Source organism: Chryseobacterium sp. 27AL, assembly GCF_057815395.1.
Window position 1 is genome coordinate 182,499 of the sequence record NZ_JBYRIW010000004.1, and the last position, 23,454, is coordinate 205,952.

Annotated in this window: 23 protein-coding genes and 1 tRNA gene; 12 read left to right on the forward strand and 12 right to left on the reverse strand. The window is 35.5% G+C overall.

What is annotated here, in order from left to right; genetic code table 11:
• Positions 1-18: 18 nt before the first annotated feature.
• Both dtd and AC3WV0_RS09905 read right to left on the reverse strand, forming a co-directional pair.
• Positions 19-468 (reverse strand): D-aminoacyl-tRNA deacylase, encoded by a 450-nt coding sequence (gene dtd, locus AC3WV0_RS09900; protein WP_488845935.1) that lies wholly within the window; start codon positions 466-468, stop codon positions 19-21.
• Positions 469-921, reverse strand: coding sequence for a hypothetical protein (locus tag AC3WV0_RS09905; protein ID WP_488845936.1), 453 nt, complete (start codon positions 919-921; stop codon positions 469-471).
• 109 nt (positions 922-1,030) lie between these two features.
• Between AC3WV0_RS09905 and greA the strand changes: the two genes are divergently transcribed.
• The 7 genes from greA to AC3WV0_RS09940 all read left to right on the forward strand — a co-directional run bounded on the left by greA (position 1,031) and on the right by AC3WV0_RS09940 (position 6,886).
• Entirely contained in the window at positions 1,031-1,501 is a 471-nt protein-coding gene (gene greA, locus AC3WV0_RS09910) for a transcription elongation factor GreA (protein WP_066434321.1), read from the forward strand.
• Positions 1,502-1,536: 35 nt separating this feature from the next.
• Positions 1,537-1,926, forward strand: a complete 390-nt coding sequence (locus tag AC3WV0_RS09915; protein ID WP_488845937.1) for an HIT family protein — start codon at positions 1,537-1,539, stop codon at positions 1,924-1,926.
• Positions 1,927-1,989: 63 nt separating this feature from the next.
• Positions 1,990-3,177: an ATP-dependent Clp protease ATP-binding subunit ClpX gene (gene clpX, locus AC3WV0_RS09920; RefSeq protein WP_488845938.1), complete on the forward strand. Its 1,188-nt coding sequence runs from the start codon at positions 1,990-1,992 to the stop codon at positions 3,175-3,177.
• A 69-nt stretch (positions 3,178-3,246) separates the two neighbouring features.
• Positions 3,247-5,202, forward strand: coding sequence for a T9SS type A sorting domain-containing protein (locus AC3WV0_RS09925; protein ID WP_488845939.1), 1,956 nt, complete (start codon positions 3,247-3,249; stop codon positions 5,200-5,202).
• Between the two features lie 5 nt (positions 5,203-5,207).
• Entirely contained in the window at positions 5,208-5,420 is a 213-nt protein-coding gene (locus AC3WV0_RS09930) for a signal peptidase (RefSeq protein WP_488845940.1), read from the forward strand.
• Positions 5,421-5,481: 61 nt separating this feature from the next.
• Entirely contained in the window at positions 5,482-6,768 is a 1,287-nt protein-coding gene (locus AC3WV0_RS09935; protein ID WP_488845941.1) for a peroxiredoxin family protein, read from the forward strand.
• A gap of 44 nt (positions 6,769-6,812) precedes the next feature.
• Positions 6,813-6,886: transfer RNA gene (locus AC3WV0_RS09940), tRNA-Met, on the forward strand.
• A 109-nt stretch (positions 6,887-6,995) separates the two neighbouring features.
• Here the strand turns inward: AC3WV0_RS09940 and AC3WV0_RS09945 are convergent.
• From AC3WV0_RS09945 to AC3WV0_RS09970, 6 genes are all read right to left on the reverse strand, one after another.
• Positions 6,996-8,294 carry an HlyD family secretion protein gene (locus tag AC3WV0_RS09945; protein WP_488845942.1) on the reverse strand — a complete coding sequence of 433 codons (1,299 nt, stop codon included), beginning with the start codon at positions 8,292-8,294 and terminating at the stop codon, positions 6,996-6,998.
• Positions 8,295-8,356: 62 nt separating this feature from the next.
• Positions 8,357-8,560 (reverse strand): hypothetical protein, encoded by a 204-nt coding sequence (locus AC3WV0_RS09950; protein ID WP_042722904.1) that lies wholly within the window; start codon positions 8,558-8,560, stop codon positions 8,357-8,359.
• Between the two features lie 46 nt (positions 8,561-8,606).
• The gene (locus tag AC3WV0_RS09955; RefSeq protein ID WP_488845956.1) at positions 8,607-10,799 is read right to left on the reverse strand and encodes a peptidase domain-containing ABC transporter; all 2,193 of its coding nucleotides are present in this window, start codon (positions 10,797-10,799) and stop codon (positions 8,607-8,609) included.
• 121 nt (positions 10,800-10,920) lie between these two features.
• Positions 10,921-12,426 (reverse strand): thioredoxin domain-containing protein, encoded by a 1,506-nt coding sequence (locus AC3WV0_RS09960; protein ID WP_488845943.1) that lies wholly within the window; start codon positions 12,424-12,426, stop codon positions 10,921-10,923.
• 97 nt (positions 12,427-12,523) lie between these two features.
• Positions 12,524-13,627, reverse strand: a complete 1,104-nt coding sequence (locus AC3WV0_RS09965; protein WP_488845944.1) for a thioredoxin-like domain-containing protein — start codon at positions 13,625-13,627, stop codon at positions 12,524-12,526.
• An 82-nt stretch (positions 13,628-13,709) separates the two neighbouring features.
• The gene (locus AC3WV0_RS09970; protein ID WP_488845945.1) at positions 13,710-13,946 is read right to left on the reverse strand and encodes a bacteriocin-like protein; all 237 of its coding nucleotides are present in this window, start codon (positions 13,944-13,946) and stop codon (positions 13,710-13,712) included.
• A 244-nt stretch (positions 13,947-14,190) separates the two neighbouring features.
• Between AC3WV0_RS09970 and AC3WV0_RS09975 the strand changes: the two genes are divergently transcribed.
• Positions 14,191-14,490: a helix-turn-helix transcriptional regulator gene (locus tag AC3WV0_RS09975; RefSeq protein WP_488845946.1), complete on the forward strand. Its 300-nt coding sequence runs from the start codon at positions 14,191-14,193 to the stop codon at positions 14,488-14,490.
• A gap of 453 nt (positions 14,491-14,943) precedes the next feature.
• On the opposite strand, the gene AC3WV0_RS09980 is transcribed toward AC3WV0_RS09975, so the two are convergent.
• The 4 genes from AC3WV0_RS09980 to AC3WV0_RS09995 are packed head-to-tail and all read right to left on the reverse strand — an operon-like array spanning position 14,944 to position 18,671.
• Positions 14,944-16,005 carry a DUF3810 domain-containing protein gene (locus AC3WV0_RS09980; RefSeq protein ID WP_488845947.1) on the reverse strand — a complete coding sequence of 354 codons (1,062 nt, stop codon included), beginning with the start codon at positions 16,003-16,005 and terminating at the stop codon, positions 14,944-14,946.
• Complete coding sequence (locus tag AC3WV0_RS09985; RefSeq protein ID WP_488845948.1) at positions 15,995-17,440, reverse strand: MFS transporter; 1,446 nt, start codon at positions 17,438-17,440, stop codon at positions 15,995-15,997. Before AC3WV0_RS09985 ends, AC3WV0_RS09980 begins: the two co-directional genes overlap by 11 nt.
• Positions 17,441-17,481: 41 nt before the next feature.
• Entirely contained in the window at positions 17,482-18,210 is a 729-nt protein-coding gene (locus AC3WV0_RS09990; RefSeq protein ID WP_312902491.1) for a lysophospholipid acyltransferase family protein, read from the reverse strand.
• A gap of 2 nt (positions 18,211-18,212) precedes the next feature.
• Positions 18,213-18,671 (reverse strand): GtrA family protein, encoded by a 459-nt coding sequence (locus AC3WV0_RS09995; protein WP_089999724.1) that lies wholly within the window; start codon positions 18,669-18,671, stop codon positions 18,213-18,215.
• Positions 18,672-18,902: 231 nt separating this feature from the next.
• Between AC3WV0_RS09995 and AC3WV0_RS10000 the strand changes: the two genes are divergently transcribed.
• The 4 genes from AC3WV0_RS10000 to ruvA all read left to right on the forward strand — a co-directional run bounded on the left by AC3WV0_RS10000 (position 18,903) and on the right by ruvA (position 23,421).
• On the forward strand, positions 18,903-19,166 hold the full coding sequence (locus AC3WV0_RS10000; RefSeq protein ID WP_488845949.1) for a hypothetical protein: 264 nt from the start codon (positions 18,903-18,905) through the stop codon (positions 19,164-19,166).
• A gap of 181 nt (positions 19,167-19,347) precedes the next feature.
• Complete coding sequence (locus tag AC3WV0_RS10005) at positions 19,348-20,199, forward strand: BadF/BadG/BcrA/BcrD ATPase family protein (RefSeq protein ID WP_488845950.1); 852 nt, start codon at positions 19,348-19,350, stop codon at positions 20,197-20,199.
• 21 nt (positions 20,200-20,220) lie between these two features.
• Positions 20,221-22,515, forward strand: a complete 2,295-nt coding sequence (locus AC3WV0_RS10010) for an NADP-dependent malic enzyme (RefSeq protein ID WP_488845951.1) — start codon at positions 20,221-20,223, stop codon at positions 22,513-22,515.
• 321 nt (positions 22,516-22,836) lie between these two features.
• Positions 22,837-23,421: a Holliday junction branch migration protein RuvA gene (gene ruvA / locus AC3WV0_RS10015; RefSeq protein WP_089999721.1), complete on the forward strand. Its 585-nt coding sequence runs from the start codon at positions 22,837-22,839 to the stop codon at positions 23,419-23,421.
• Positions 23,422-23,454 lie beyond the last annotated feature (33 nt).

The window sequence follows — 23,454 nt, forward strand, 5'->3', positions numbered from 1 at the left end:
TAAAAATTCGGTGCAAATTTAAGATTTTATTACAGAATCCATCACAATTGTTACAGGTCCGTCATTAATTAGTGAAACTTTCATGTCGGCTCCGAAAATTCCGCTCTCGGTTTTTAATCCGGATTTTGAAATTTCATCTTTAAAATAATCAAATAGCGGAATGGCTTTATCAGGTTTTGCCGCTTTAATGAATGACGGGCGGTTACCTTTTTTGTAATCTGCAATCAGGGTAAACTGGCTGATACACAGAATTTCACCTTTAATGTCCTGTACGGAAAGATTCATTTTACCTTCATCATCTCCGAAAATTCTTAAGTTTAAAATTTTCTGCACAAGCCAGTCTGCATCTGTCTGAGTATCATTTTCGTCAATTCCTACCAGCAACATCAATCCTTTTCCGATTTCTCCTACCACTTTTCCGTCTACTTTTACGCTGGATTCGGAAACTCTTTGTACTACAACTTTCATTTAATAATAAATATTTAAAATTTTTCCTGAAGGATCATAGTTGTAAAGATAAGTCTTCGGAGGAACATTCGCCACTGCGGTAGGCTGCCCTGTCAATAAAATCCATTGTGCATTATCTTTTGGACATATTACCTTGATGTTATCCTGAACTTCTAATGTCGTATTATTATCCGGGCATATATGCGGCGCATTCCGGTCATAGATCTTAAATGTTGTATCGGAGGCTCTTACCACGATAAGTCCTCTTGTACCGGACTGTTGTTCATTGATGTAGACCCATCCTCCAACCTGGTTCAGCGGGTAATAGGCAGGAAGATTAAGATTAAGGGTGACGTTAACGGGATTATTCGGGAAGCAACTTACGGTGTCTTCCGTACTTCCACAGGATTTTATTGCTAAATTACTGAAAATCAATAATGTGATTAAAGATAATATTGAAAAAGTTTTTTTCATTTCAATTTAAATTTTTATATATTTGTAGAAATTAAACGATTACAACTCGAAAACATTGTCCGGCAAATGTCGGATTATTTTTTTATACTAAAACTAAATTTTGAAAATTATGGCAAGCTATGTTACAAAGGAGGGATTAGACAAAATGAAAGCTGAGCTGGAACAGTTGGAAACTGTGGAGAGACCAAAAATCACCCAACAGATTGCAGAAGCAAGAGATAAGGGAGATTTGTCTGAAAATGCAGAATATGATGCTGCGAAAGAAGCTCAGGGAATGCTTGAAATGAGAATTTCTAAGCTGAAAGATATTATTGCTACTTCCAAGATCATAGACGAAAGTCAGCTGGATACTTCAAAAGTTTCTATTCTTACCACAGTAAGATTGATGAATAATGCCACAAAAAAAGAGCAGGTATTTACTTTGGTTCCCGATAATGAAAGTGATCTTAAAGCAGGAAAAATTTCTGTGAATACCCCTATTGCAAAAGGGCTTTTAGGGAAAGCGGTCGGCGAAACGGCAGACATCACGCTTCCTAACGGAAACAAGCTTTCTTTTGAGGTATTGGAAATTACCCTTTAATTCAGTTAAGAAAAATCAATCTTAAACACTAAGAAATGAGTACAATATTCACAAAGATCATCAATGGCGAAATTCCCTACTATAAAATTGCCGAAGATGAAAACTTTATCGCTTTTCTGGATGCAATGCCTTTGGTAAAAGGTCATACTTTGGTAGTTCCCAGAAAAGAAACAGATCTTATTTTTGATCTGGAAAGTGAAGAATATAAAAATCTTTGGGGTTTCACTCAGGAGATTGCTAAAAAAATTAAAGAGGCAATACCATGTGTACGGGTTGGAGTAGCGGTGGTAGGACTTGAAGTTCCTCATGCTCATATACATCTGATTCCCCTCAACAAGGTGGAAGATATGAACTTTAAAAATGAAAGACTGAAATTATCAGCTGAAGAGTATACTGAAATTCAGAACTCTATTATTAAATCCTGAAAACAAATAGACTCGTAATATTTGCGGGTTTATTTAATATACTTATATCTATACAATTTAAAAATGAATTCAAACCAGTGTTCTTTCTGCGGAAGAAAGAGAAATGAAGTGCAGATGCTGATTTCCGGTCAGAATGGTTTTATTTGTGAAAACTGTATCGAGCAGGCACATGCTATTGTGAAAGACAGTTCCGCAAAAACAGGATTTTCTCCTGCTGAAAATATAGAAGAATTAAAAAAACCGAAAGAAATAAAAGAGTTTCTCGATCAATATGTCATAGGACAGGATCAGGCTAAAAAACAACTGTCGATTGCTGTTTACAATCATTACAAAAGATTGCTGCATGCCCGGGACGAAAACCGCGAAGTTGAGCTTGAAAAGTCCAATATCATCATGATTGGTGAAACCGGAACCGGTAAAACGTTATTAGCTAAAACTATCGCACGCGAACTGAATGTTCCTTTCTGCATCGTAGATGCTACCATTTTAACGGAAGCCGGATATGTAGGAGAAGATGTCGAAAGTATTCTGTCCAGATTGCTTATGGTTGCAGATTATGATGTGGAAAAAGCAGAAAGAGGAATTGTTTTTATTGATGAGATAGATAAAATTGCAAGAAAATCTGATAATCCAAGTATCACGAGAGACGTTTCCGGAGAAGGTGTTCAGCAGGGGCTTCTGAAACTGCTTGAAGGAAGCATTGTAAATGTACCGCCACAGGGTGGAAGAAAACATCCGGACCAAAAATATATCCAGGTAAATACACAAAACATTCTGTTTATTGCAGGGGGAGCGTTTGACGGAATTAAAGAAATCATTGAACGTAGAATGAATAAGCAGGCTATTGGTTTCAGTGCAGAAAAAATCAATAATACCAATGAAGATGAATACATTTTAACCAATATCAATGCTATTGATCTCCGTTCTTTCGGATTAATTCCTGAACTTCTTGGTAGATTCCCTATTATCACCTATTTAGATAAACTTACAAAAGAAACAATGGTAAGAATCATGAAGGAGCCGAAGAACTCTATCGTTAACCAGTTTGTAGAGCTTTTCAAAATGGATGGTACCCATCTTGTTTTTACGGACGGTGCTATTGAAAAGATTGTGGAGGAAACTATTGAAAAAGGTTTAGGTGCAAGAGGACTAAGGGGAACTACTGAAAAAGTCCTTGAAGACTATATGTTTTCGATTGGTGAAGAAAAAGAAATAATCTTGTCTGAGGACAACATTTTTGTAAAAAATTAAAATATTTTTGTTTTTTATTAAAAAAAATATAACTTTGCAGTTGTATTAACACACAAATAACTACATACAGTGAGAAAAAATTTATTTGCTATTGGTCTATTAGCAGCTATGTATTCTGTTCAGGCGCAGAATATTCTAGTACACATAGATGACGCTGCTACTACGTACGTGAGTGAAGGCACTCTGTTATACTCCGGTGGAGGATTTCAGACACGAGGTTCCGGCATAATAGATCTTCACGGAAACATGATGATTGAAGGAGCATCTACGGATGGCTTTAGAACAATCACAACAGGAGGTTCAAACAAAACGGACGGTGGAAACATCGTCCTGAGACTTAATACTCCCGGAAGTTACGCTACTTCTACATATGGACAGCTTTATATTAACGGATTAACCCAAGCGAATATTACGGGTGTCGTAAGTAAAGAATTTCGCACAAGTAGGCATGGGACAGGAAATAGTTACTTTCAACAAATGGCTATGCCGTTTTCCGGTAAGGTTATAAGCAGCCTTTCAACTGAATTTGGTAAAACATTTAATACCAGCAGATATGATAACTCAATTCTGAAATGGGATAATACAAATGTGCTGCAGGTTCATTACACGAATCTTGCTTCGGTGACGGCTGATCCTACCGGATATTATATGGTAAAATCCAAAAATAATGATCTTGATACAAGTACACCGCCTGTTTCATTACCAACCATTGCGCCTACCGCTACAGGATCTGTATTTACACTAAACGGACAACCTTATGCCAATCTTTCTGCACCTATAACGCTGCAGAATGCCGGAAATGTGAATTTCGGACTTAATGGTACCAATAAGAATGCTTACAATGAAAAGTATAACACCTATCTGAATGATCTTTGGGAATTTACTGCTACTCCATGGGCAGGAACTTTTGGTAAGAACATTTATCAGTTTGGAAACCCTTTCCTTACCAATTTAGATTTAACAAAGATAGGATATGTAGAAAACGGGGGTGTGACGGATGGAAACAATGTATCAAATATCTTGGGTATCGTATATGACCCGGGTACAATTGTTACAACAGCATCCGGAACTTATTCTGTGGGAACTTTAGTGCAAAACTTTAACCTTGACGGAACTCCGGTAGGTGATACAGGTCTTATTATTAAACCTATGCAGACCTTTAAAATTAAGCTCAGAGATAATACAGCTCAGACGTTAGACTTTAATACTTTAAGAAGATTCAACGGAACAGCCAGAGCTGCGTCTACGGATTACAGTGTGGTAGCAGCCAAGAATAATTCTGCCGGAACTGTAAAACAGCTTGGGATTATTGGTCTTGATGCTAACGGTGTAGAATTATCCAGAACTTATTATGTGGTTTCTCCATCATCCGTTACAGGACATCAGTCATCAATTGCCACAACTGTTCAGGCTTCTGCAGGAAGTAACATGATTGGTACTTTTGAAGAAGCAATAAATGGAGGTTATGATAACAATTACCTAAACTATTGGCTGTATATAAATGAGGCAAACGAAAATAATTTTAAAGGTAAGAATGTAAAACTTGTTAATTATTATCCGAATAACGTAAAATCATACAAGTTTGAAATCAAAGAAAATGCTCAGCCAATAGCAAATGGTGCACATGCATTATCTACCGGAATTGGATTCTATTATAAGGAACCAAACGGAACTATACAACAGGCGAAACAAGGAGATGTGATTCCTGTAAAAGGTAATGAATATGATTTGTACTATGGAGAACCTACTAATATTGTTTTAGGAACTGATGAAAAGGCTACAAATGCAAGAACACTGGTAATTTATAATCCTGCAATAGATAATTATTTTGTAAGATTTGATCCTAACTGGAAAAAGGCAGACATCGAAGTTTATGATATGAGTGGTAAATTGGTTATCTCTAAAAAGGCAGTTGATGCATCACATGACTTTGTTATTGAGTTAGATGGTAAAGTCAAAAACTCATATGTGGTGAAAGTAGTATCGGAAAAAGGAGAAATTGTTAATGCAAAAATATTAAAATAGAATATATGAAAACCCTACATAAACTGTGTTTAGCTTTTTTTCTAACCTTGAGCTTTGTGGTGACTGCGCAACCACCCAATCCGCCCGGTAATAATGGTGCGGGAGGTGATGGAACAGGGGAGCAGGTGCCTGTTGATATGTATGTATATTTGCTGGCTGTTATTGCGATAATGTTAATACTGTTTTACAGCAAAAAATATATACCCAGAAAAATATAAAATTTTATTAAAAATTCATTAAGCTCTCTGATTACTCGGAGAGTTTTTTTACTTTTACCCTATGAAAAAGATTTTAATATTGCCAGCTATTATAGCTTCATTTTCATTACAGGCTCAATTTATCGTTACTATTCAGGCTCCGGCTGACTTCAAAGATCAAGATGCCATCTTATATACATTAAACGGATCCAAAGACATCATTTTTTCAAAAGAGAAAAGTAAAAATAATACGTGGAACTTCAAGTACCCTAAAAATTATATGGGAATGATGAAGGTGTATTTTCCGGGTTCAAACAATACGTTTAATTTTATCTCTGAAAATAAAAATGTGAGTGTAAAGCTTGAAGTACAAGCCAACAAAATTAAAGATGTAATTTATCTTGATGAAGCAAACGAACTTATGAGTAACCTGCAGGAAGGTTCTCAGAAAAAAGAGCTGATATTGCCCGCTTTATCGCAAATCAAAGAGTATTACAAAGACAATACAGAATTTGGCAAAGCCCTTAAAACCGAGATCAACAGACTTAGCGGAGGTTCTTTAGGCATTGATCCGGCTCAGCATCCTTTTATTAATTACTACAATACCAATTATAGCAAATTTCTTTCTAATGAGGCCTCAAAAAAAGTAAACCAGGATGATATTATTAATTTTATTGATAAATCAAATGACATGCTTGAGACATCATCGTTATTAAGGCCTGTATTGGTTTCATATCTTAATACAGGAGGAAATACCAATGTAAGTGCATCTGTAGATAAACTACTTGAAAGATTAAAGGTAGAAACTCCCCGGGGGCAAACCGTTCTTTCCGAACTGATCGACATTTTTGATGTATACGACATGCAGGATTTTAAAACCAAATATCTCGGGCTGGCTAAAAATCTTAAATGTACTATTACAGACCGATTGGCTTCAACTTTGAAATCTAATGCCAATGTGGAAATTGGAGCTGTTTTTCCAAATTATACTTTTCAGACGCCGGCCAATACAAATGTTAAAACTCTTCATGATGTAAAAGCAGATAAAAAAGTGGTGATATTTTGGTCATCTACATGTTCTCACTGTGAGAGCGAACTTCCGCAGCTATTGGCAAAATACAACGATCTAAAAGCAAAAAATATTGAGGTCGTGGGATTATCATTGGATGTTGACAAAGATGCTTATACAAAAAAAATCAGTGCATTTCCATGGGTGAATGATTCTGAATTAAGGGGATGGAACAGCAGTTATGCTGATACCTATAATGTTCATGCTACACCAACGTATTTTATTTTAGATGCTAACAATAAGATAATCAATAAACCAGAACATGTGGGCGATGTTTTGGAATATTTTAAGCTAAAATAATTTTGGTTAGTTGTAAATATTTTCTATATTTGCACCACCAAAACGGCGAGGTAGCTCAGTTGGTTAGAGCGCAGGATTCATAACCCTGAGGTCACGGGTTCAATTCCCGTCTTCGCTACAAAAAAGTCTGTAAGATACTCTTGCAGACTTTTTACTTTTTAAGATAATTGTATTTTCTACTATAAAAATAGTAAAAGCCAAAGAAGACTCTTCGGCTTTAAAATATGCTAGCTTTGATACCCCAGCAGTTTTCTGATTTGATAGAAGAACCTTTCAATCAAACGTAAATCTTGTGTTACAATTTCGGCGCTTCCTTTTAATTCCTTATCGAATGTCAGGGTTTTGTTGTATGAAGTTTTCAATCCTTTTGGAAGAGCGATATCTACATAATAATTTCCGTCTTTATCAGGAGAAAGAGAAATATTCTGCACTTTTCCTTCCACAATCCCATATTCCTGGTAGCGGTAATTATCGAGTTTGATTAATACTTTTTCACCGGCAATGATCTTCCCTGAATTAGCGGCGGGAACAGCCATTCTTCCCACAAGCTTTTCTTTGTTATCGGGTAAAATGGATAAGATGGCATCCCCAGCCTTTACAAATTGATTTTCACCAAAAAACTGCTGAAAGCTGGCCTCACCATCTGTATTGGAAATGATCAGATAATTCTGTTCCCATTCTTTCAGCGATTTTCTGAGTTGTTCGAAAAGCTGTAAAGTTTGTGACGAATACGTAATTTTATCCTTTTCGGTATTAATGGCTGTTCCGCTTTTGGTTTTATTAACATTGGAGATCCCCTCTTCAATCTGTGAAAGAGAAATATTGATGTTTTCTAAATTTTGTTGAGCCTGCAGGAATTTTATTTTTTCATTTTCCAGTTCTACAGCAGCAATTACGCCCTGATTAAACAGCTCCTGCGAACGCTGATAATTCTTTTTCGTAATCTCATATTTGGCCTGTTCAAGACTTTTCTGCTGTTTTAATGTAGCGATTCTCACACGGTATTCTGAGAGGCTTTGATTGGCGGCGAGATTTTCCGGGGCATAAGGCTGCAGCCTTGTAAATAATTCTTCATCCTGAAATGCCTTTGCAAAATTGTTGTAATCCCCCTGCAGTTCACCAAGTTTAAAGTTTGAGGTTTTGCTTAAAGGAAATGAGGCCAGCTGATCCGGCGTTATGGAATCAACCAGTTTTTTCAGTTCCAGGATATCTTTATAATTCGCTGTCGACTGCATGACCATCAGAACATCGTTCTTTTTAACATGCTGGTGATCTTTAATAAAAATCTTTTCGATTTTCGAATTGGTACGGGCTTCCAGTTTTTCCGGCGGATTTTGAGAGGTTACCACAATCGGGGCAGGGATAAATTCAGGATACCGGATCATGTAACTCATGATGAGAATCATCACAAGAATTAAAAATATAATGGTATTTCCCCATCGGATCATCCAGTGAGGAGGCTGGGTAAGGATATCCTGAACGCTTTCTGAGCGAAGTTCAATACTATCTAAGACGTCTTTTTTCATATAAAAATAAAACTCAATAATCTTCAGGTAATAATGATTATTGAGTGATTTCTGAATTAATGCTATAATGGCAAGGTATAATCACATTTCGGATTATTGCCGGGCTCTACTCCGGGAATGTCTCCATCGGGGCAGTAACGGTTGCATGCATTCCACTGTTTTACATTGTTGATGTAGCAGAAACAATTGCACGGAAATACCGGAACAGGGCCTGCACCATGAATTTCTCTAAGTTTTTTTCTTTCAATTTTCTGTAAATTTTTCATAACTGATAGATTTTGAATTGGTTGATTAAAGTTAGTTAAATCATCGTCAGTTTCCAAGCTCCAGCTGATTTTTTACCAATCTGTAATATTCACCTCTTAAGGCCACCAGTTCGGAATGATTTCCCTCTTCAACGACTTTCCCTTTATCCAAAACAATAATTTTATCGGCGTGCTTCACGGTTGAAAGCCGGTGGGCAATAACGATGGCTGTTTTTCCTTTAAAAAACTGTTCAAGATTTTCCATGATGATTTTTTCGTTATTGGCATCAAGAGCCGAGGTTGCCTCATCAAAGAAAATATAATCCGGAGATTTGTATACGGCCCTGGCAATGAAGAGCCTTTGTTTTTGTCCGCCACTTACTCCAAGCCCTTCGTTTCCGATTTTTGTGTTGTAGCTTAACGGTAATTCTTCAATAAAATCCTTAATGTGGGCAATTTCTACCGCTTTCCTTAATTTTTGTTTATCAACATAATCTTCACCAACAGCAATATTATTAGCAATAGTATCATTAAATACATATCCTTCCTGCATCACTACCCCGCAATGATCCCGCCAGAATCTTGGAGAAATATTTTTAAGCTTTGTATTTCCAAGCCTTATTTCCCCTTCAGTGGGCTCATAAAATTTCATGAGAAGCTTTAGCAAAGTTGTTTTTCCGCTTCCGCTTGCTCCCACGATGGCCGTTGTTTTCTGGTAAGGTATATTTAAATTTAAATTTTCAAAAACATAGGCATCTGAACCTATATAACGGAACGAAAGATTCTCGATTTCGATATCCTTTTGTGGAAGATCATGGGCATACTGCTCATCTTTATTTTCTTCGTCTTCCTTATCATGAATTTCTCCCAGTCTTTCAAGGGAAATTTTGGCATCCTGAGTTTGTTTGATAAAGTCGATTAATTGGAGCAAAGGACTGTTGAGCTGGCCAATGATATACTGAACCGAAAGCATCATCCCCAATGTAAGGTTCCCTTCCAATACCAGTTTTGCAGAAAGAAAGCTGACGAGGATGTCCTTCATCTGGTTGATAAAATTTCCTCCCACAGACTGCCATTGTTCCAGTGAAAGCGATTTTATCCTTATTTTAAATAATTTTACCTGCAAAAATTCCCAGTCCCATCTTTTTTGCTTTTCGGCATTATGCATTTTGATTTCCTGCATTCCGTTGATCAGCTCGATCACCTTACTCTGCTCCTCGGAAACCTGTGAGAATCTCTTGTAATCCAGCTCCTTTCTTTTTCCAAGGAAAAAACTGATCCACCCAATATAGGCCGCCGCACCTACCAGATAAACGATAAACAGCCGGTAATCATAGAACAAAAGAACAATACTGAAGATAATGAGATTCACTAATGAGAACAGCGTGTTCAAAGAAGAACTCGTTAACAGATGTTCGATTCTGTGATGGTCATTGATCCTCTGCATGATGTCTCCCGTCATTCGGGTATCAAAAAAGCTGATGGGCAATTTCATCAGTTTAATAAAGAAATCAGAGATGATGGAGATGTTGATCCTGGCAGAGAGATGCAGTAAAATCCAGCTCCGAATCACTTCGATACCCATTCTTCCGATAAAAAGCATGATCTGGGCCAAAAGAACAAGGTAAATAAAGTTCAAATCCTGATTCTGAATACCGACATCGACAATACTCTGCGTAAGGAACGGGAAAATAAGCGATAATAAGCTTCCTGCCAGCAGTCCTATTGCCAGTTGGATAACGAGTGATTTGTATTTTAAAAGATATTTTGAAAGAAAAGAAAAACTTGCTTTACTTTCTTTATCATCAAATTCAGTCTGAAAGAAGGCGGGGGTAGTTTCTAAAATTAATACGATACCTTCCTCGGTTTTCTCGTCAGCATTTTCGCCAATCCATAGTCTTATAAATTCTTCTTTTGTGTAAGTAATAAGACCATAACCCGGATCAGAAACATAGATCTTTTTATTTTTATCAATTTTGTATACGACCACGAAGTGATTTTTGTTCCAGTGCACAATACAGGGCAGCGGAACTTCCTCTGCAAGTGTGTTGAAGTCAATCTGCACACCCATAGAACGAAAACCCAGATCTTCGGCAGCATCACTTAGCCCCAGCAGGCTGCTTCCTTCGCGGGTAGTCTCCGAAAGGTTACGGATCTGCTGTAAAGAAATGCTTTTTCCGTAATGTTTGCTTACGATACGAAGGCAGGTAGGTCCACAGTCTTTGGAGTCTGGCTGGCGATAAAATGGAAAAGATTTCAATGATGTATTTTTATTTTTAAAACAAATTGCCATTTTTTATTGGCAACTATTCTTTTTTTAGTGTTAGAGTCCGTTTATTTTTTTTCTAATTTAATGAATTTTGATTACAAAAGTATTTTCCTTATATCTCTTCATCTTCAACCATCTCATCAATAAAATAGTAAATATCTTCCCGGTCGTATTTATCTGGGAACTGATATCCATTGATTAAAATGATTGGAGTGAAATTAAGTCCTGCATTCCTGTTTTCTGCAGACATCTCAATCAAAGGAGCTAAATCTTCAATGCTTGAAGCGGCTCCGACTTTTTGTCTGATTTTATTTTCATCCCTGGTTTCAAACCAATAGTCAATAAGTTTTAAAAAATCGTCCGAAGTTCTGTTTTTATATGTGTACATGAAATCGGAAATGAGATTGGTAAATTTTTCATTCTGCTTATCGGGAGAATAATTGAACCTCATCTGTACAGAAATATCTTCCGGATATTTTTGAAGTAAATTTTCCATGATTTTATGAGCATCTTTACAAAAGCCACAATACGGATTTGAAATAATGGAAAGATGAAGTTTTGCATCTTTATTTCCGATAAAAAATGTTTCGTTGTTTGTGAAAGTTACTTTTTCGTTTTCCAGAAGTTCTCTTTTGAAAAGTTCATAATTTCTTTTAAACCTTAAATTTTTAGCATTTGATTTCTGAAGTTTTTCTTTCTCTTCAAGCATATTATTAAGATATAAGACTGAAGAAAACAGAACAATCCATAAAATAAGGCTTAATAAGGCAATTCCTGTATCAAAATAAATATTCTCAAACACAAAAGCGCTGATGAAAAGCTGAGCTAAAAGGATAGAAATAATCAAAAGGCAAACTCTGCAGAAAGTCTTTTCCACAAATCCCTGAATATATAACGAATAGCCGATAGCAATGATTGAAGCGAACGAAAAACCTTTCACCACTAAAGAAGTTGTGGGTAAAAATAATCCTAAAATGGTAATTCCGATAAAATAAATGAGAGAAAAATCCGAAAACTTAAGACCGAGAATACTCGTTTTGTCTTGTGTAATTATTTTATTGCAAGAGTTTACGGATTGATTTCCAGCTGTGTCACCGCAAATGCTCCCGATCACTGCGGAAATATTTCCGAATTTCTGATTAAAGATTTCAAGCGAAATATAAACCCCGGCAAGGGAAAGGAGGTTAAAAAATACCTCATACCATGCTTGCGTCAAAAGTGAATACACAGCAATAAGGGCAAAAATGCCATAAACAAATGGCTTATAACTTGTAGCAGATTTACTTTCTGCTTTATCTTTTTCAAACAGCAAGACGAAGTCCGTGGCTTTTTGATGAAGTTCTTCTTTGTTTAAAGTTTTCGCTTTATCAGAATAAATAGAATATTGATTCCCCGATTTTTTTACTATGGAGAAAGAATTGTCAACAATGGCAATAAATTCTTCAGGCAGCTCATCCCAATATTCTTTATCCAACTCATAGGCATCGTTTCTCACGCCCATAAAATTAAGGGTATCACTAAAAGCTAATGCTGATGGGTAATTCGGGTGAGAATTGAACTGGAACAGAAACTCCTGTTTGTCCAGTTTCAGATAATTAATGAGTTTGTCCAATAGCATATTAATTTTTTTGTCTAAAATAGGGAGATGTTTGAAAAAAACAAACTTTTTTTTCAATTTTCTGGGATATATCGTGTTTTATTAAATTACAGTTGTATCATTTATTTTCAATAAAACCTTGCAAGTCTTTTTCTGAAGATAAACCTACGGTAGACTTTAAAATTTTAGAATTGTTATCAAGAAGAACAGTATATGGAATAGCGCCATTTAATCTGAAATACATTTGAATTTTTTCGTAATTTGGATCTTTTTCGTTGATAATTAGTTGTTTCCAATCCATTTTTTCTTCGTTCAAAGCTTTTTTCCAGGCATTTTTATCATCATCAATTGAAATAGAAATAAATTCTATTGATTCATCTTTTTTACTATACATCTTTTTTAAAAGAGGAATCTCCTGTCTGCAAGGTCCGCACCAACTTGCCCAGAATACAACAAGATGTTTTTTATATTTTGAATCTAAAATCGCAAATTTCTCACCGATAATATTTTCCAATGATGGAAGGGATGTATTTTTTTCGGTGAATCTTTTTTTGTTGTAAGCAGAAAGTTTTTTATAAGATTCGCTTTCTGTAATATCACCTTTGAATATTTTCAAAAATTGATCGACTTGTTGTGGAGAGAAGCTGTTTTTATTGTTGCTAATTTGATAGAGTAAATGAAATGAAAAAGGATATTTTTTTATTTTTTCTTTAATAATTTGTATACTACTATCATTAATTTTATCAAAAAGATCTGCGTCAATATTATAAAGAGCTTCGGTTTGAATGCCTGCAGAAACCTTAGGACTAATAACAATTTTGTATTTTTTTTCTAATGTAATACCTTTTGCTTTAAAATCTTTCAGTTTACCTTTGATTAAAATTATTGGATCAGAAAAAAAATATTGAGAATTAATTGCAGAACCTTTAAATTTTGAATTAATTGTTGGAAATCCAATTGCTCGTAATACACCGCTATTATCAACATGATCTAATCCTAAATATTGTGGTTCAGTATTTTTTGGGGTATACCTTATTTCAAATTTCCCATTTTTTGTGTTTACACTATCTATTCTATTATCATATTTGTCTTGATATAAATATAGTGTACCATCTGGTAAATTTGAAATATCACCCTGTATAATTGTTTCTTTACTTTTATTTTCATTGCAAGACGAAATGAAAATAGATATGATTAAGAAAAATAAAAATTTATAATTCATTCTATCTTTATTTATAAGAAGTTTGTCATATCATGACAAACTTCTTTTTTGTTTCTAATTTTATATTGCTATAATCCTTTTGTTAGCATCTGGATTGTCCTCCATTTGAAGTAACTGGAACTTGTCCTAATCCTGTACTGCAATAACTAGTTTTTATAGGGACAGATGCACCTCCTACTTGCTGCCATTCTACAGTAGTTACACATTCTCCAGTTCTTGGAAACCATTGTCCATTATCAGCTTGAATATAATGAATACAAGCTTTTCCACCAGTTATTTCTTTCAAATCATTTCTCGAAAGTTTTTTCAAATTTTTCATTTACTTAATTTTTAACATTAATAGTTTACTTTTTGCCATACAATCCCTGACATGGGCTTTCTGATCAGTTCTAACTTATATCTGTACATATATAAATTATATTGTTTAAAGCGCTTTATCAATATTGATTTTCAAAACTATAAAAAAACTATATCACATCGAATAGAAAAATTTGCAATTTTTTTGCAATTTTATGCAGATATTTGCGTTAAGTTTTAAAAATATTTTTAATAACCACGTTAGGATGATACAGCAAAAGTTGAGGAATCTCAGAAAGCAGAAATGTATGTCGCAGGAAAAAATGGCTAAAATATTATCTACAGATATTTCCAGCTATTGCCGCAAAGAAAACGGAAAATCAAAGATTCATGATGATGAATGGGAAAAGTTAGCTAAAGCACTGGAAGTTTCTGTTGATGATATTAAAGAATCAGAAAGCTCAGGAATTGTTCATAATGATAATTCAACTTTGCATGATCAGTCAGATAGGTCTATTCATAATTATAACTTTCCTATTTCGGTATTAGAAAATCTCCAGGACTAAATCAAAATTTTAAAAGAGCAAATGGAATCCTTAAAACGAGAACTTGAGGGTTTAAAAAAATAAAATAAAAAATATTCAATATTAGATGCCCCTAGAAAGTTTTTAACTTTTTTAGGGGCATTTCATTTAATTACTTAGATTTAAAAAAATTGTTGAATATTAATTCTCATCTAAATGATAAATATCTCCAAAAAAAATTATTAGATATAATCACCTAATAATGAGTAATGACCGGCATTTTAGAAAAAAGGTAAAGATTATAAGAAGTAATTGTAGCAATTTCAGAAATTGAATTGTCAAAAATTTGTGAAAAAAAATTTGAAAATATTTTTTTATTTCTAAAATATATTGTACTTTTACAACGCCTTGAATGAGGGAACAAGTCAAGGTAATAAATTTTTTTTCATCATTTGTGTTTTTAGAATCGTATCGCCTGATACGATTCTTTTGTTTTTATACCTTTTCATAATTCAGAAGAAGATCAATGAAATAAGAATAGGTGATCGATCCTTCCTGCTGATTGCTCTTAAGAAAAAGATTATTGGTAAATCCGAAAAAATCATCCAGCAAACCCTGATGTTTCATCATAAAAGCTTTTTCATAAGCCCTGTCTTTTTTCATTTCTGGAGAATAATTTCGAAGTATGCTCTTTACAAAATCAGGATCTTTATCTGCAATATAATTCAGTAAGCTTTTTAAAGTAAAATATTCCGTGCTGTAACGTAAATCTAAATTTTTAGAATTGATTCCAATGAGATATCCGACAAAATTAGCTTCCTGTTCTCTTGCAAAACCAAGTTGGTGTGAGCTTTCATGAGCAGATGTAAAAGGAATAAATGTATTTGGCAGCAGGGAATTAAATTGGGATTCTGCTGTAAAAGGATTATAATATCCTAGAATTCCCGTATAGCTCATGATATTTTTAAAAAGACTGGGTTTAAAAGAATTAATCCCAGGAGCTTTTTTCCCTGAAATGTTTCCAGGAAGTAAGGTTTGCCGGTAAAGAATCTCTTTCTGAACAGCTTTCAAATCGGCAATCACAAAAATACCGTTTTTATCTTGTTTCGTAAGTTTTCTGGTGTCTTTGCATTTTTGCAGATATTTTAATGCTAAAATTTTGGCTTTATCAACGGTCGGTTCTTTTTGAGAAGGAAGTTTCTTTATAATCGGGGTCTGGAAATAAAGCATTCCCCAAAATATCTGATATATAAAGTAAAAGATATTTATAGATACAAGAATTTTGAATAAAGAGTTTTTTCTTGTCTTTTTGCTGAAACATCTTATAACGTGATAAAGTAGAAAAATTCCTAATAAAATATAAAGAACATCACCAAATGAAAAAGGAATCCATGAAAAGATCAGCTGATGAAATTTCTTTTGAATTTCGAAGAAGCTTTCAAAAAAAGAAATGATTACCGAAGCTCTGGAGAATGCGTAGAACAAAAGAAATTGGGCAAGTAATAAACCTGCCCAAACTCTTTTTTTATATATTGTTTTTGTTGTATTAGTGACCACTGCCTTTTGTGATTTTGTCAAGATCAATGCCCTGGGATTTCAGGATTCCGCTTACTCTTATTGCATAGAAAGCAAGGTACGCAAAACAGATTACTCCCACAATATAACTGAAGTGGATATTAGTTAGGTCTGCTACATATCCCTGGATAAGGCTTACAATTCCACCTCCCATGATCATCATAATTAATAGGCCGGATCCCTCATTGGTATGCTTGCCAAGACCATTGATTGCCAAAGCAAAAATACAAGGCCATAGAGTAGAACAGAATAAGCCCACGCTGGTGAAAGCATATACCGAAACCATACCGGTGGTGAACATTCCGATTAACAAAGCTGCAATCCCTGCAACTGAGAAAATAAGAAGCATTCTTGCAGGATTACCTTTACTCATAATGTCACAGATGATCATTGCAATGATAATCAATCCATACACATAAAAATGGGAAAGATCATGTTTTGCAATAGCATTTACTAATAAGAAAACTCCAAAAGCAAGATAAGGAGCTAAAAATCTCAATATTTTTTTAATTCCTGCGCTTACGTCAAAAGCTTCTACAGCACCGGTCCAACGGCCGATCATTAATGAAGCCCAATATAAAGAGATGTAAGGAGCAACATCTTTAGTTTCAAAACCTAAACTTTTTTCCATGTACGCAGGGAGATTACTGGCTGTAGAAACTTCCACACCCACATACACAAATATCGCAATCATCCCCATAAAAAGCTGCGGGTATTGAAAAGCAGACTTTCTATGTTGTCCCGGAACGACATCATCCGTATTTTCAGTCACGGTTGGTGTAATGGCCGGAAGGGAAGAAAATTTCAACATAATAGCTACCAGAACAAAGGCTACTCCTAATATTAGATAAGGAACCTTTACACTTTCAACACTTACGTCAGTTGTAGCAGCTGCTGCAGAACCGAAAATCGCGAAGGATACAATAAGCGGGCCTATCGTTGTGCCCAGGTTATTTATTCCTCCTGCCATGGTAAGCCTTTGGGAACCTGTTTCAGCAGGACCTACTTCAATAGCTAACGGATTTGCTACAATTTGCTGTAATGAAAATCCCAGTCCTACAATAAAAAGACCCGAGATCATCAGAGTAAAAGAATGCAGATTGGCTGCAGGATAAAATAAAAGTGTTCCTGCCGCAGAAATAAGAAGTCCTACAATAAGACCATTTTTATAACCGATTTTATTAACCAAATCCTGTTTTATACCTTTGGAAACAGCCATATAAATCAGAGAACCTACCGTATATGCTACATAGAAGCATATCTGCACCAGCATACTTTCGGTTTGTGATAATTTAAAAGCTTTTTGGAAAACCGGGATCAAAATGTCATTACTTGCCGCCACAAATCCCCAGAAGAAAAACACAGTAACCAATGGGATGAATTGTCCCCAATTGGTTTGTTTAGAATAATTTGACATATTTGTTGAAAATTTCTGAAAACAAATATATATTATTTCTTTTAATTATAGTGTTTTAGCAATGTTTTTTTTATTGTCTCAAAAGAAGACAATTTAAGCTCTTTCGGAGGTGCAGATGGGTATAAAATTCCGTTAAAATATACTTTTGCTTTACCCGGATAACCTTTTGAATTGTCAAACGGAAAAATTTCCTTTAATCCGATAAAAGTATAGATTACAATTGGCGAATTATGCTTCGAAGAAAGTGTAAAAGCTCCATCTTTAAATTCATCTAAAATTATTGAAGTATCATCCGGGACACCACCTTCAGGAAAGATCACAATGCTGTTACCTTCTTCCATTTTCTCGGCGCACCTGCGGTATACATCGGCACGGCTTCTGGCGCTTCCACGGTCTACCATTACACATATCCGTTTATAGATTGTGCCAAAGATCGGGATTTTTACCAGCTCTTTTTTTCCCACGAAACAGATCGGATGATCAGCGCACAAGATGCACATCAGCATAATGTCCATAATCGAAGTGTGGTTGGAAATAAAAACATATTGCTGATTCTTGTCAAGCGTTTCCCCCGATAATCTGGTTAACTCATACCGAAGTCCCATACCGTAAAATATACAGTAGCTCCAATATCTTACGAAACGGTAGGCATATTTATAATGCTTTTTATTAAATGATAAAATATAAACCGGAAGTCCAAAAATTAGGGTAAAGACAAATGCCAGAATCAAAAGCCAGGCTCTCCAGAGATAGTTTAAAACCTTTGCCATTTCTATCCGTTAAAGATTAATTTCTTCTTAATTGAATAGTTCAGGATCGAAACCAGCAGGATTGCTGCAATCTTACTTATAATTTCAGGGCTTAATGCATAAACCACAAGATCAATCGTATCTTTAAAGACATAGCTGTAAAAAATCTGGAAGAAGCCGAGACTCAGTAATGTCGAAATAAATGAAACAAGCATGAAATAGGCAAATTCCTTTCTTTTTGAATGTTTTCCCCTTTCAAAAACAAACCAGATGCTTAGGAAATAATTGGTGATAATTCCGCAGCTTGTTGAGAAAATATTACTTAAAGGATAATGAATTCCGTGGAAATTAATTTCGCGAGGAAAGAACTGAGGGATCGTGGTGCTAAATAGTTTAAAGCTTCCGATTTCAACAACAGCGCTCAGCCCTCCTGCTATGATAAAGAATAAAACCTGCTTCTGTCGTAGTAGTAAATCTCTCATCCGATTGATATAATGTGCAAATTTATAACTATATGTTAAACCCTGAAAAAAGTTGTTAAAAATTTTTTTAGATTCAAAATAATTTCTAAATTTAGTTTTCCAATTGAGACAAGCTATACCTGATAATAAATTCATTTTCAACTATTTGTGTTGATGGTTTTTTATATCTTGTAATATGATTAAAAATCATATCATCCAAATTTTTTACGCCCAAATTTTAATAATATTTGTATGAAAAGCCAAAACAAATACAGAAAATTTCAGCTTCAGCAGAAAAATATTGAAGCTCTAGAAAGAGAAAATTCACGTTTCAAACGCGTTTATTCAGAGTATGAAAATATGTCAGAGGAGCTTTGGAATCTTGAGAATTCCAATAATGAACCTGTTCCCGATGACTTTATCAATGCCATGATCCTTCAGACCTCCTATCTTGAAAATGAGATCGAAGACTGGCTGGTGCAGTTTAACGATAAAAAGCCAGAGATAAAACAATGAAAATACAATTTTTCCTCCTGCAACAAAGAGCTTACTTATTTGGTTTGCTCTTTTTTATTTTAATGTTCATTTAAATTAACAATATGTTCAGATTTCAGAAACAACACATATGTCATGTCAATTATCCCATATCTTAAAAGATAAATTCATAATTTAGCATCCTTAAACTAAAATGGAAAATATGGTTGCTATTGTTGATAGTGGTTCTACAAAATCAGATTGGGTTATTCTGGACGATTTTAAACAAGTCTTCCTGAAAACAGAAACCATTGGCTTCAATCCCAATTTTATCAGCAAAGAACTCATCGTTCCCGAAATTGAAAAAAATACAAGCCTTACCTCCGTTAAGAATTCTATCAGGAAAATATACTTTTACGGCTCAGGATGTGGCGTTCAGCAGAACTGCGATACCATTATCGAAGAATTGGGGAAAGTATTTACCGATGCCGAAATCATCGTGAAAGAAGATCTTACCGCAGCAGCCTATGCCGCATACAGAGGAAAGCCGGCCATCGTCTGTATCTTAGGAACAGGCTCAAATTCATGCTATTTTGATGGTGTAAACATAAAAATTCAATTACCTTCATTAGGTTTCCTTGTCGGAGACGAAGGCAGCGGAAGTGCCATCGGAAAACAACTGGTACGTAGATTCTTTATGCAGAAACTCCCTGAAGATCTTTCAAACGAATTTGAAAAAACGTATAACCTTACCGTGGATGAGGCATTGAAAAATATGTATCATACCACACGCCCAAATGCCTATTTAGCAGATTTCAATAAATTTGTTGTAGAAAGAAAAAATCATCCTTATTTACAGCGAATGGTACATGAAGAAATGCTTAACTTCTTCGACTACCAGGTGATTCCTTACAAAGAATCAAAAAATGCCGAGATCAATTTCATCGGGTCGATAGCCTATTACTATGAAGACATTCTGCGTGCAGCAGCGGCAGAACTCGATTTAAATGTGGGGAAGATTGTACAGAAGCCTATCGAAAGCTTAGTCAGCTACCACATTCAATATGTATTATAACTAAATAACAAAATTCAATATATGTCAAGTAAAACCCACCGCGACGAAAAGAACTTTAATCAGGCCGCGTTAGATTATCATAAAGCCGAACCTAAAGGAAAAATCGAAGTGATTCCTTCAAAACCGCACTCTTCGCAGAGAGATCTGTCATTGGCGTACTCGCCGGGAGTTGCAGTGCCTTGTATGGAGATTCACGATAAGCCGGAAACCGTTTACGATTACACCGGAAAAGGAAATCTGGTAGCCGTTATCTCTAATGGTACAGCGGTTCTCGGATTGGGAGATATTGGTGCAGAGGCGTCAAAGCCCGTGATGGAAGGAAAAGGTCTTTTGTTTAAAATTTTCGCAGACATCAATGTATTTGATATCGAGATCAATGAAAAAGATCCGGACAAATTCATTGATATTGTAAAAGGAATTGCGCCTACTTTCGGAGGAATCAATCTTGAAGATATCAAGGCTCCGGAAGCATTTTATATCGAGCAGAAATTAAAAGAAGAGCTGGATATTCCTCTGATGCACGATGATCAGCACGGAACAGCAATTATTTCTGCAGCAGCCTTAATAAACTCTTTAAAAATCGCCGATAAAAAAATTGAAGAAGTAAAAATGGTGGTGAACGGAGCCGGAGCTGCCGCGATTGCCTGTACCAACCTTTACATTTCTTTAGGTTTAAAAAGAGAAAATGTACTCATGTGCGACAGTAAAGGGGTGATCAATCAAAGAAGAGAGAATCTTACACCCGAAAAACTGGATTTCATCGCTCAAACCGATATTGATACACTGGAAGATGCCGTAAAAGGTGCTGATGTTTTCGTAGGATTGTCAAAAGGAAATGTAATGAATCCTGAAATGCTTTTGAGCATGAATGAAAATCCTATCGTGTTCGCATTAGCCAACCCTGATCCGGAAATTGCCTATAATCTTGCCATTGAAACCCGTAAAGATGTGATCATGGCAACAGGAAGAAGTGATTATCCGAACCAGGTAAACAACGTTCTTGGTTTCCCGTATATCTTCCGTGGAGCACTGGATGTACAGGCGAAAACCATTAATGAAGAAATGAAGCTGGCAGCGGTTCACGCTATTGCTGATCTTGCTAAAGAACCGGTTCCTGAAGCTGTAATTTTAGCGTACAATCTTCAGAATCTTCAGTTCGGAAGAGAATATTTTATTCCGAAACCATTTGATAACCGTCTGATTACAAAGGTTTCAAGTGCTGTAGCAAAAGCAGCCGTAGAAAGTGGAGTAGCGAGAAAGACCATCACCGACTTTGACGAATACGAAAACAGCCTTCTCGACAGAATGGGAAGAGATGAGAAGCTGGTAAGAATGATGCAGAACCGCGCCAAAGCAAATCCTAAAAGAATTACCCTGGGAAATGCTGAAGAATACAACGTGTTGAAAGCTGCGCAGATTCTGTATGAAGAAGGAATTGCTTATCCGAGTCTTTTAGGAAGCAAAAAATACATCAAAGAACAGATGGAGCGTTTCGGAATTACCCTTGATGTTCCGATTATCGATCCCAGTGATGACGATCAGAAAGAAAACAGAAAAAGATACAGAGAAACACTGTGGAAGCTTCGTCAGAGAAAGGGAATGAACGAATATAAAGCCAAAAGATTTGTTCGCCAGAGAGATTACTTCGGGCCTTTGATGCTGAGACATGGTGATACCGATGGATTGATCGTTGGTTTCTCTAAAAACTATGTGTCTACATTAAGACCGGTTTTAGAGGTGATCGAAAAAGATAAAGGCGTAGATAAAGTAGCCGCAATGATGATGATCCTTTCTGAGAAAAAACCGATTTTCTTTGCAGATACTTCCATCAACCAGAATCCTACCGCCGAAGATCTTGTTAATATTGCTAAAATGGCAGAATTAACGGTGAAATCTTTTGCCATAGAACCGAGAATTGCAATGCTTGGATTTGAAAACTTTGCTGCGATCTCCGAAACCTCTAAAAAAGTGGCAAAAGCGGTAAGCATTCTTCACGAAAAATATCCTAAAATGATTGTTGATGGAGAAATACAGCCGGATTTTGCCATGGATTCTGATCATCTTAGTGATTATCCGTTTTCAAAATTAGGAAACACACCGGCCAATACATTTATCTTCCCGAATCTTGAGAGTGCCAATCTTTCGTACAAAATTCTTCGAGGAATGAAGCTGGCACAGGTAATCGGCCCAATTCTAATGGGACTTAAACAGCCGGTTCACGTATTGCAGATGCGCTCAAGCGTTGATGAAATCGTAAATCTTGCAACCATTGCCGTACTGGATGCTCAGAGAAGAGAGGTTAAAGAGAAAAAATAACCTTCCACGGTATTTAAGCTAAAAAATATATAAAACAAAGACTTCATTTCCGGAGTCTTTGTTTTTTTATGTATTGTCCGAAAATATTATCCTGATAACTTTTGGAATTTATCCTGGTAATTTCCCAAATTTATCCTGATGATTTTCCTGATTCATCAGGATGAATTTAAAATAGATGTCGGATGACTGTTTTTCAAGTCTTTTGTTTTTGTGGCATATCTTTAAAATTCAAATTAAAAATTAAGTTAAAAATCATTCGTCCATGAAATGAAAACATTAATTAGTTTAATTTGCTATATTTGGGAGTTTTAAAAATTAATAATGATATTTTCACTACAAGGCATTGTTCAGGAACTTACGCCTACTTATGCAGTGATCAACGTCCAGGGAGTTGGTTACTATGTAGGTATTAGCTTAATGACCTCACAAACCCTTACCACCAATCAGGAAACCATTCTTTTTATTCAGCAGATCATCAGGGAAGATGCTCATTTACTTTTCGGATTTAAAACCAGATCAGAAAAAGAGATGTTCAATCTGTTAATAAGCGTTAACGGAGTAGGGGCAGTGTCTGCTCTTATTTTACTTTCAACATTAGCTCTTGATGAGATCGCTTCGGCCATCCTTTCAAGGAACAGTGCGTTGATCCAGAAAGCCAAAGGAATCGGTGCTAAAACAGCCGAAAGAATTATTGTAGACCTTAAAGATAAAGTCCAGAAATTCAGCAATCCGGAAGAAAATATTTCTACGCTGGCAAATAATAAAGTCAAGGAAGAATCGTTATCTGCATTAGAAGTTTTGGGTATTCCTAAAAGAATGAGTGAGAAGCTTGCAGACAGAATCATAAAGCAAAATCCGGAGATTTCAATCGAAGAGTTGGTAAAACAAATTTTAAAAAACATTTAACATTTGGTGGCAAATATTAAGTATTTCAATATA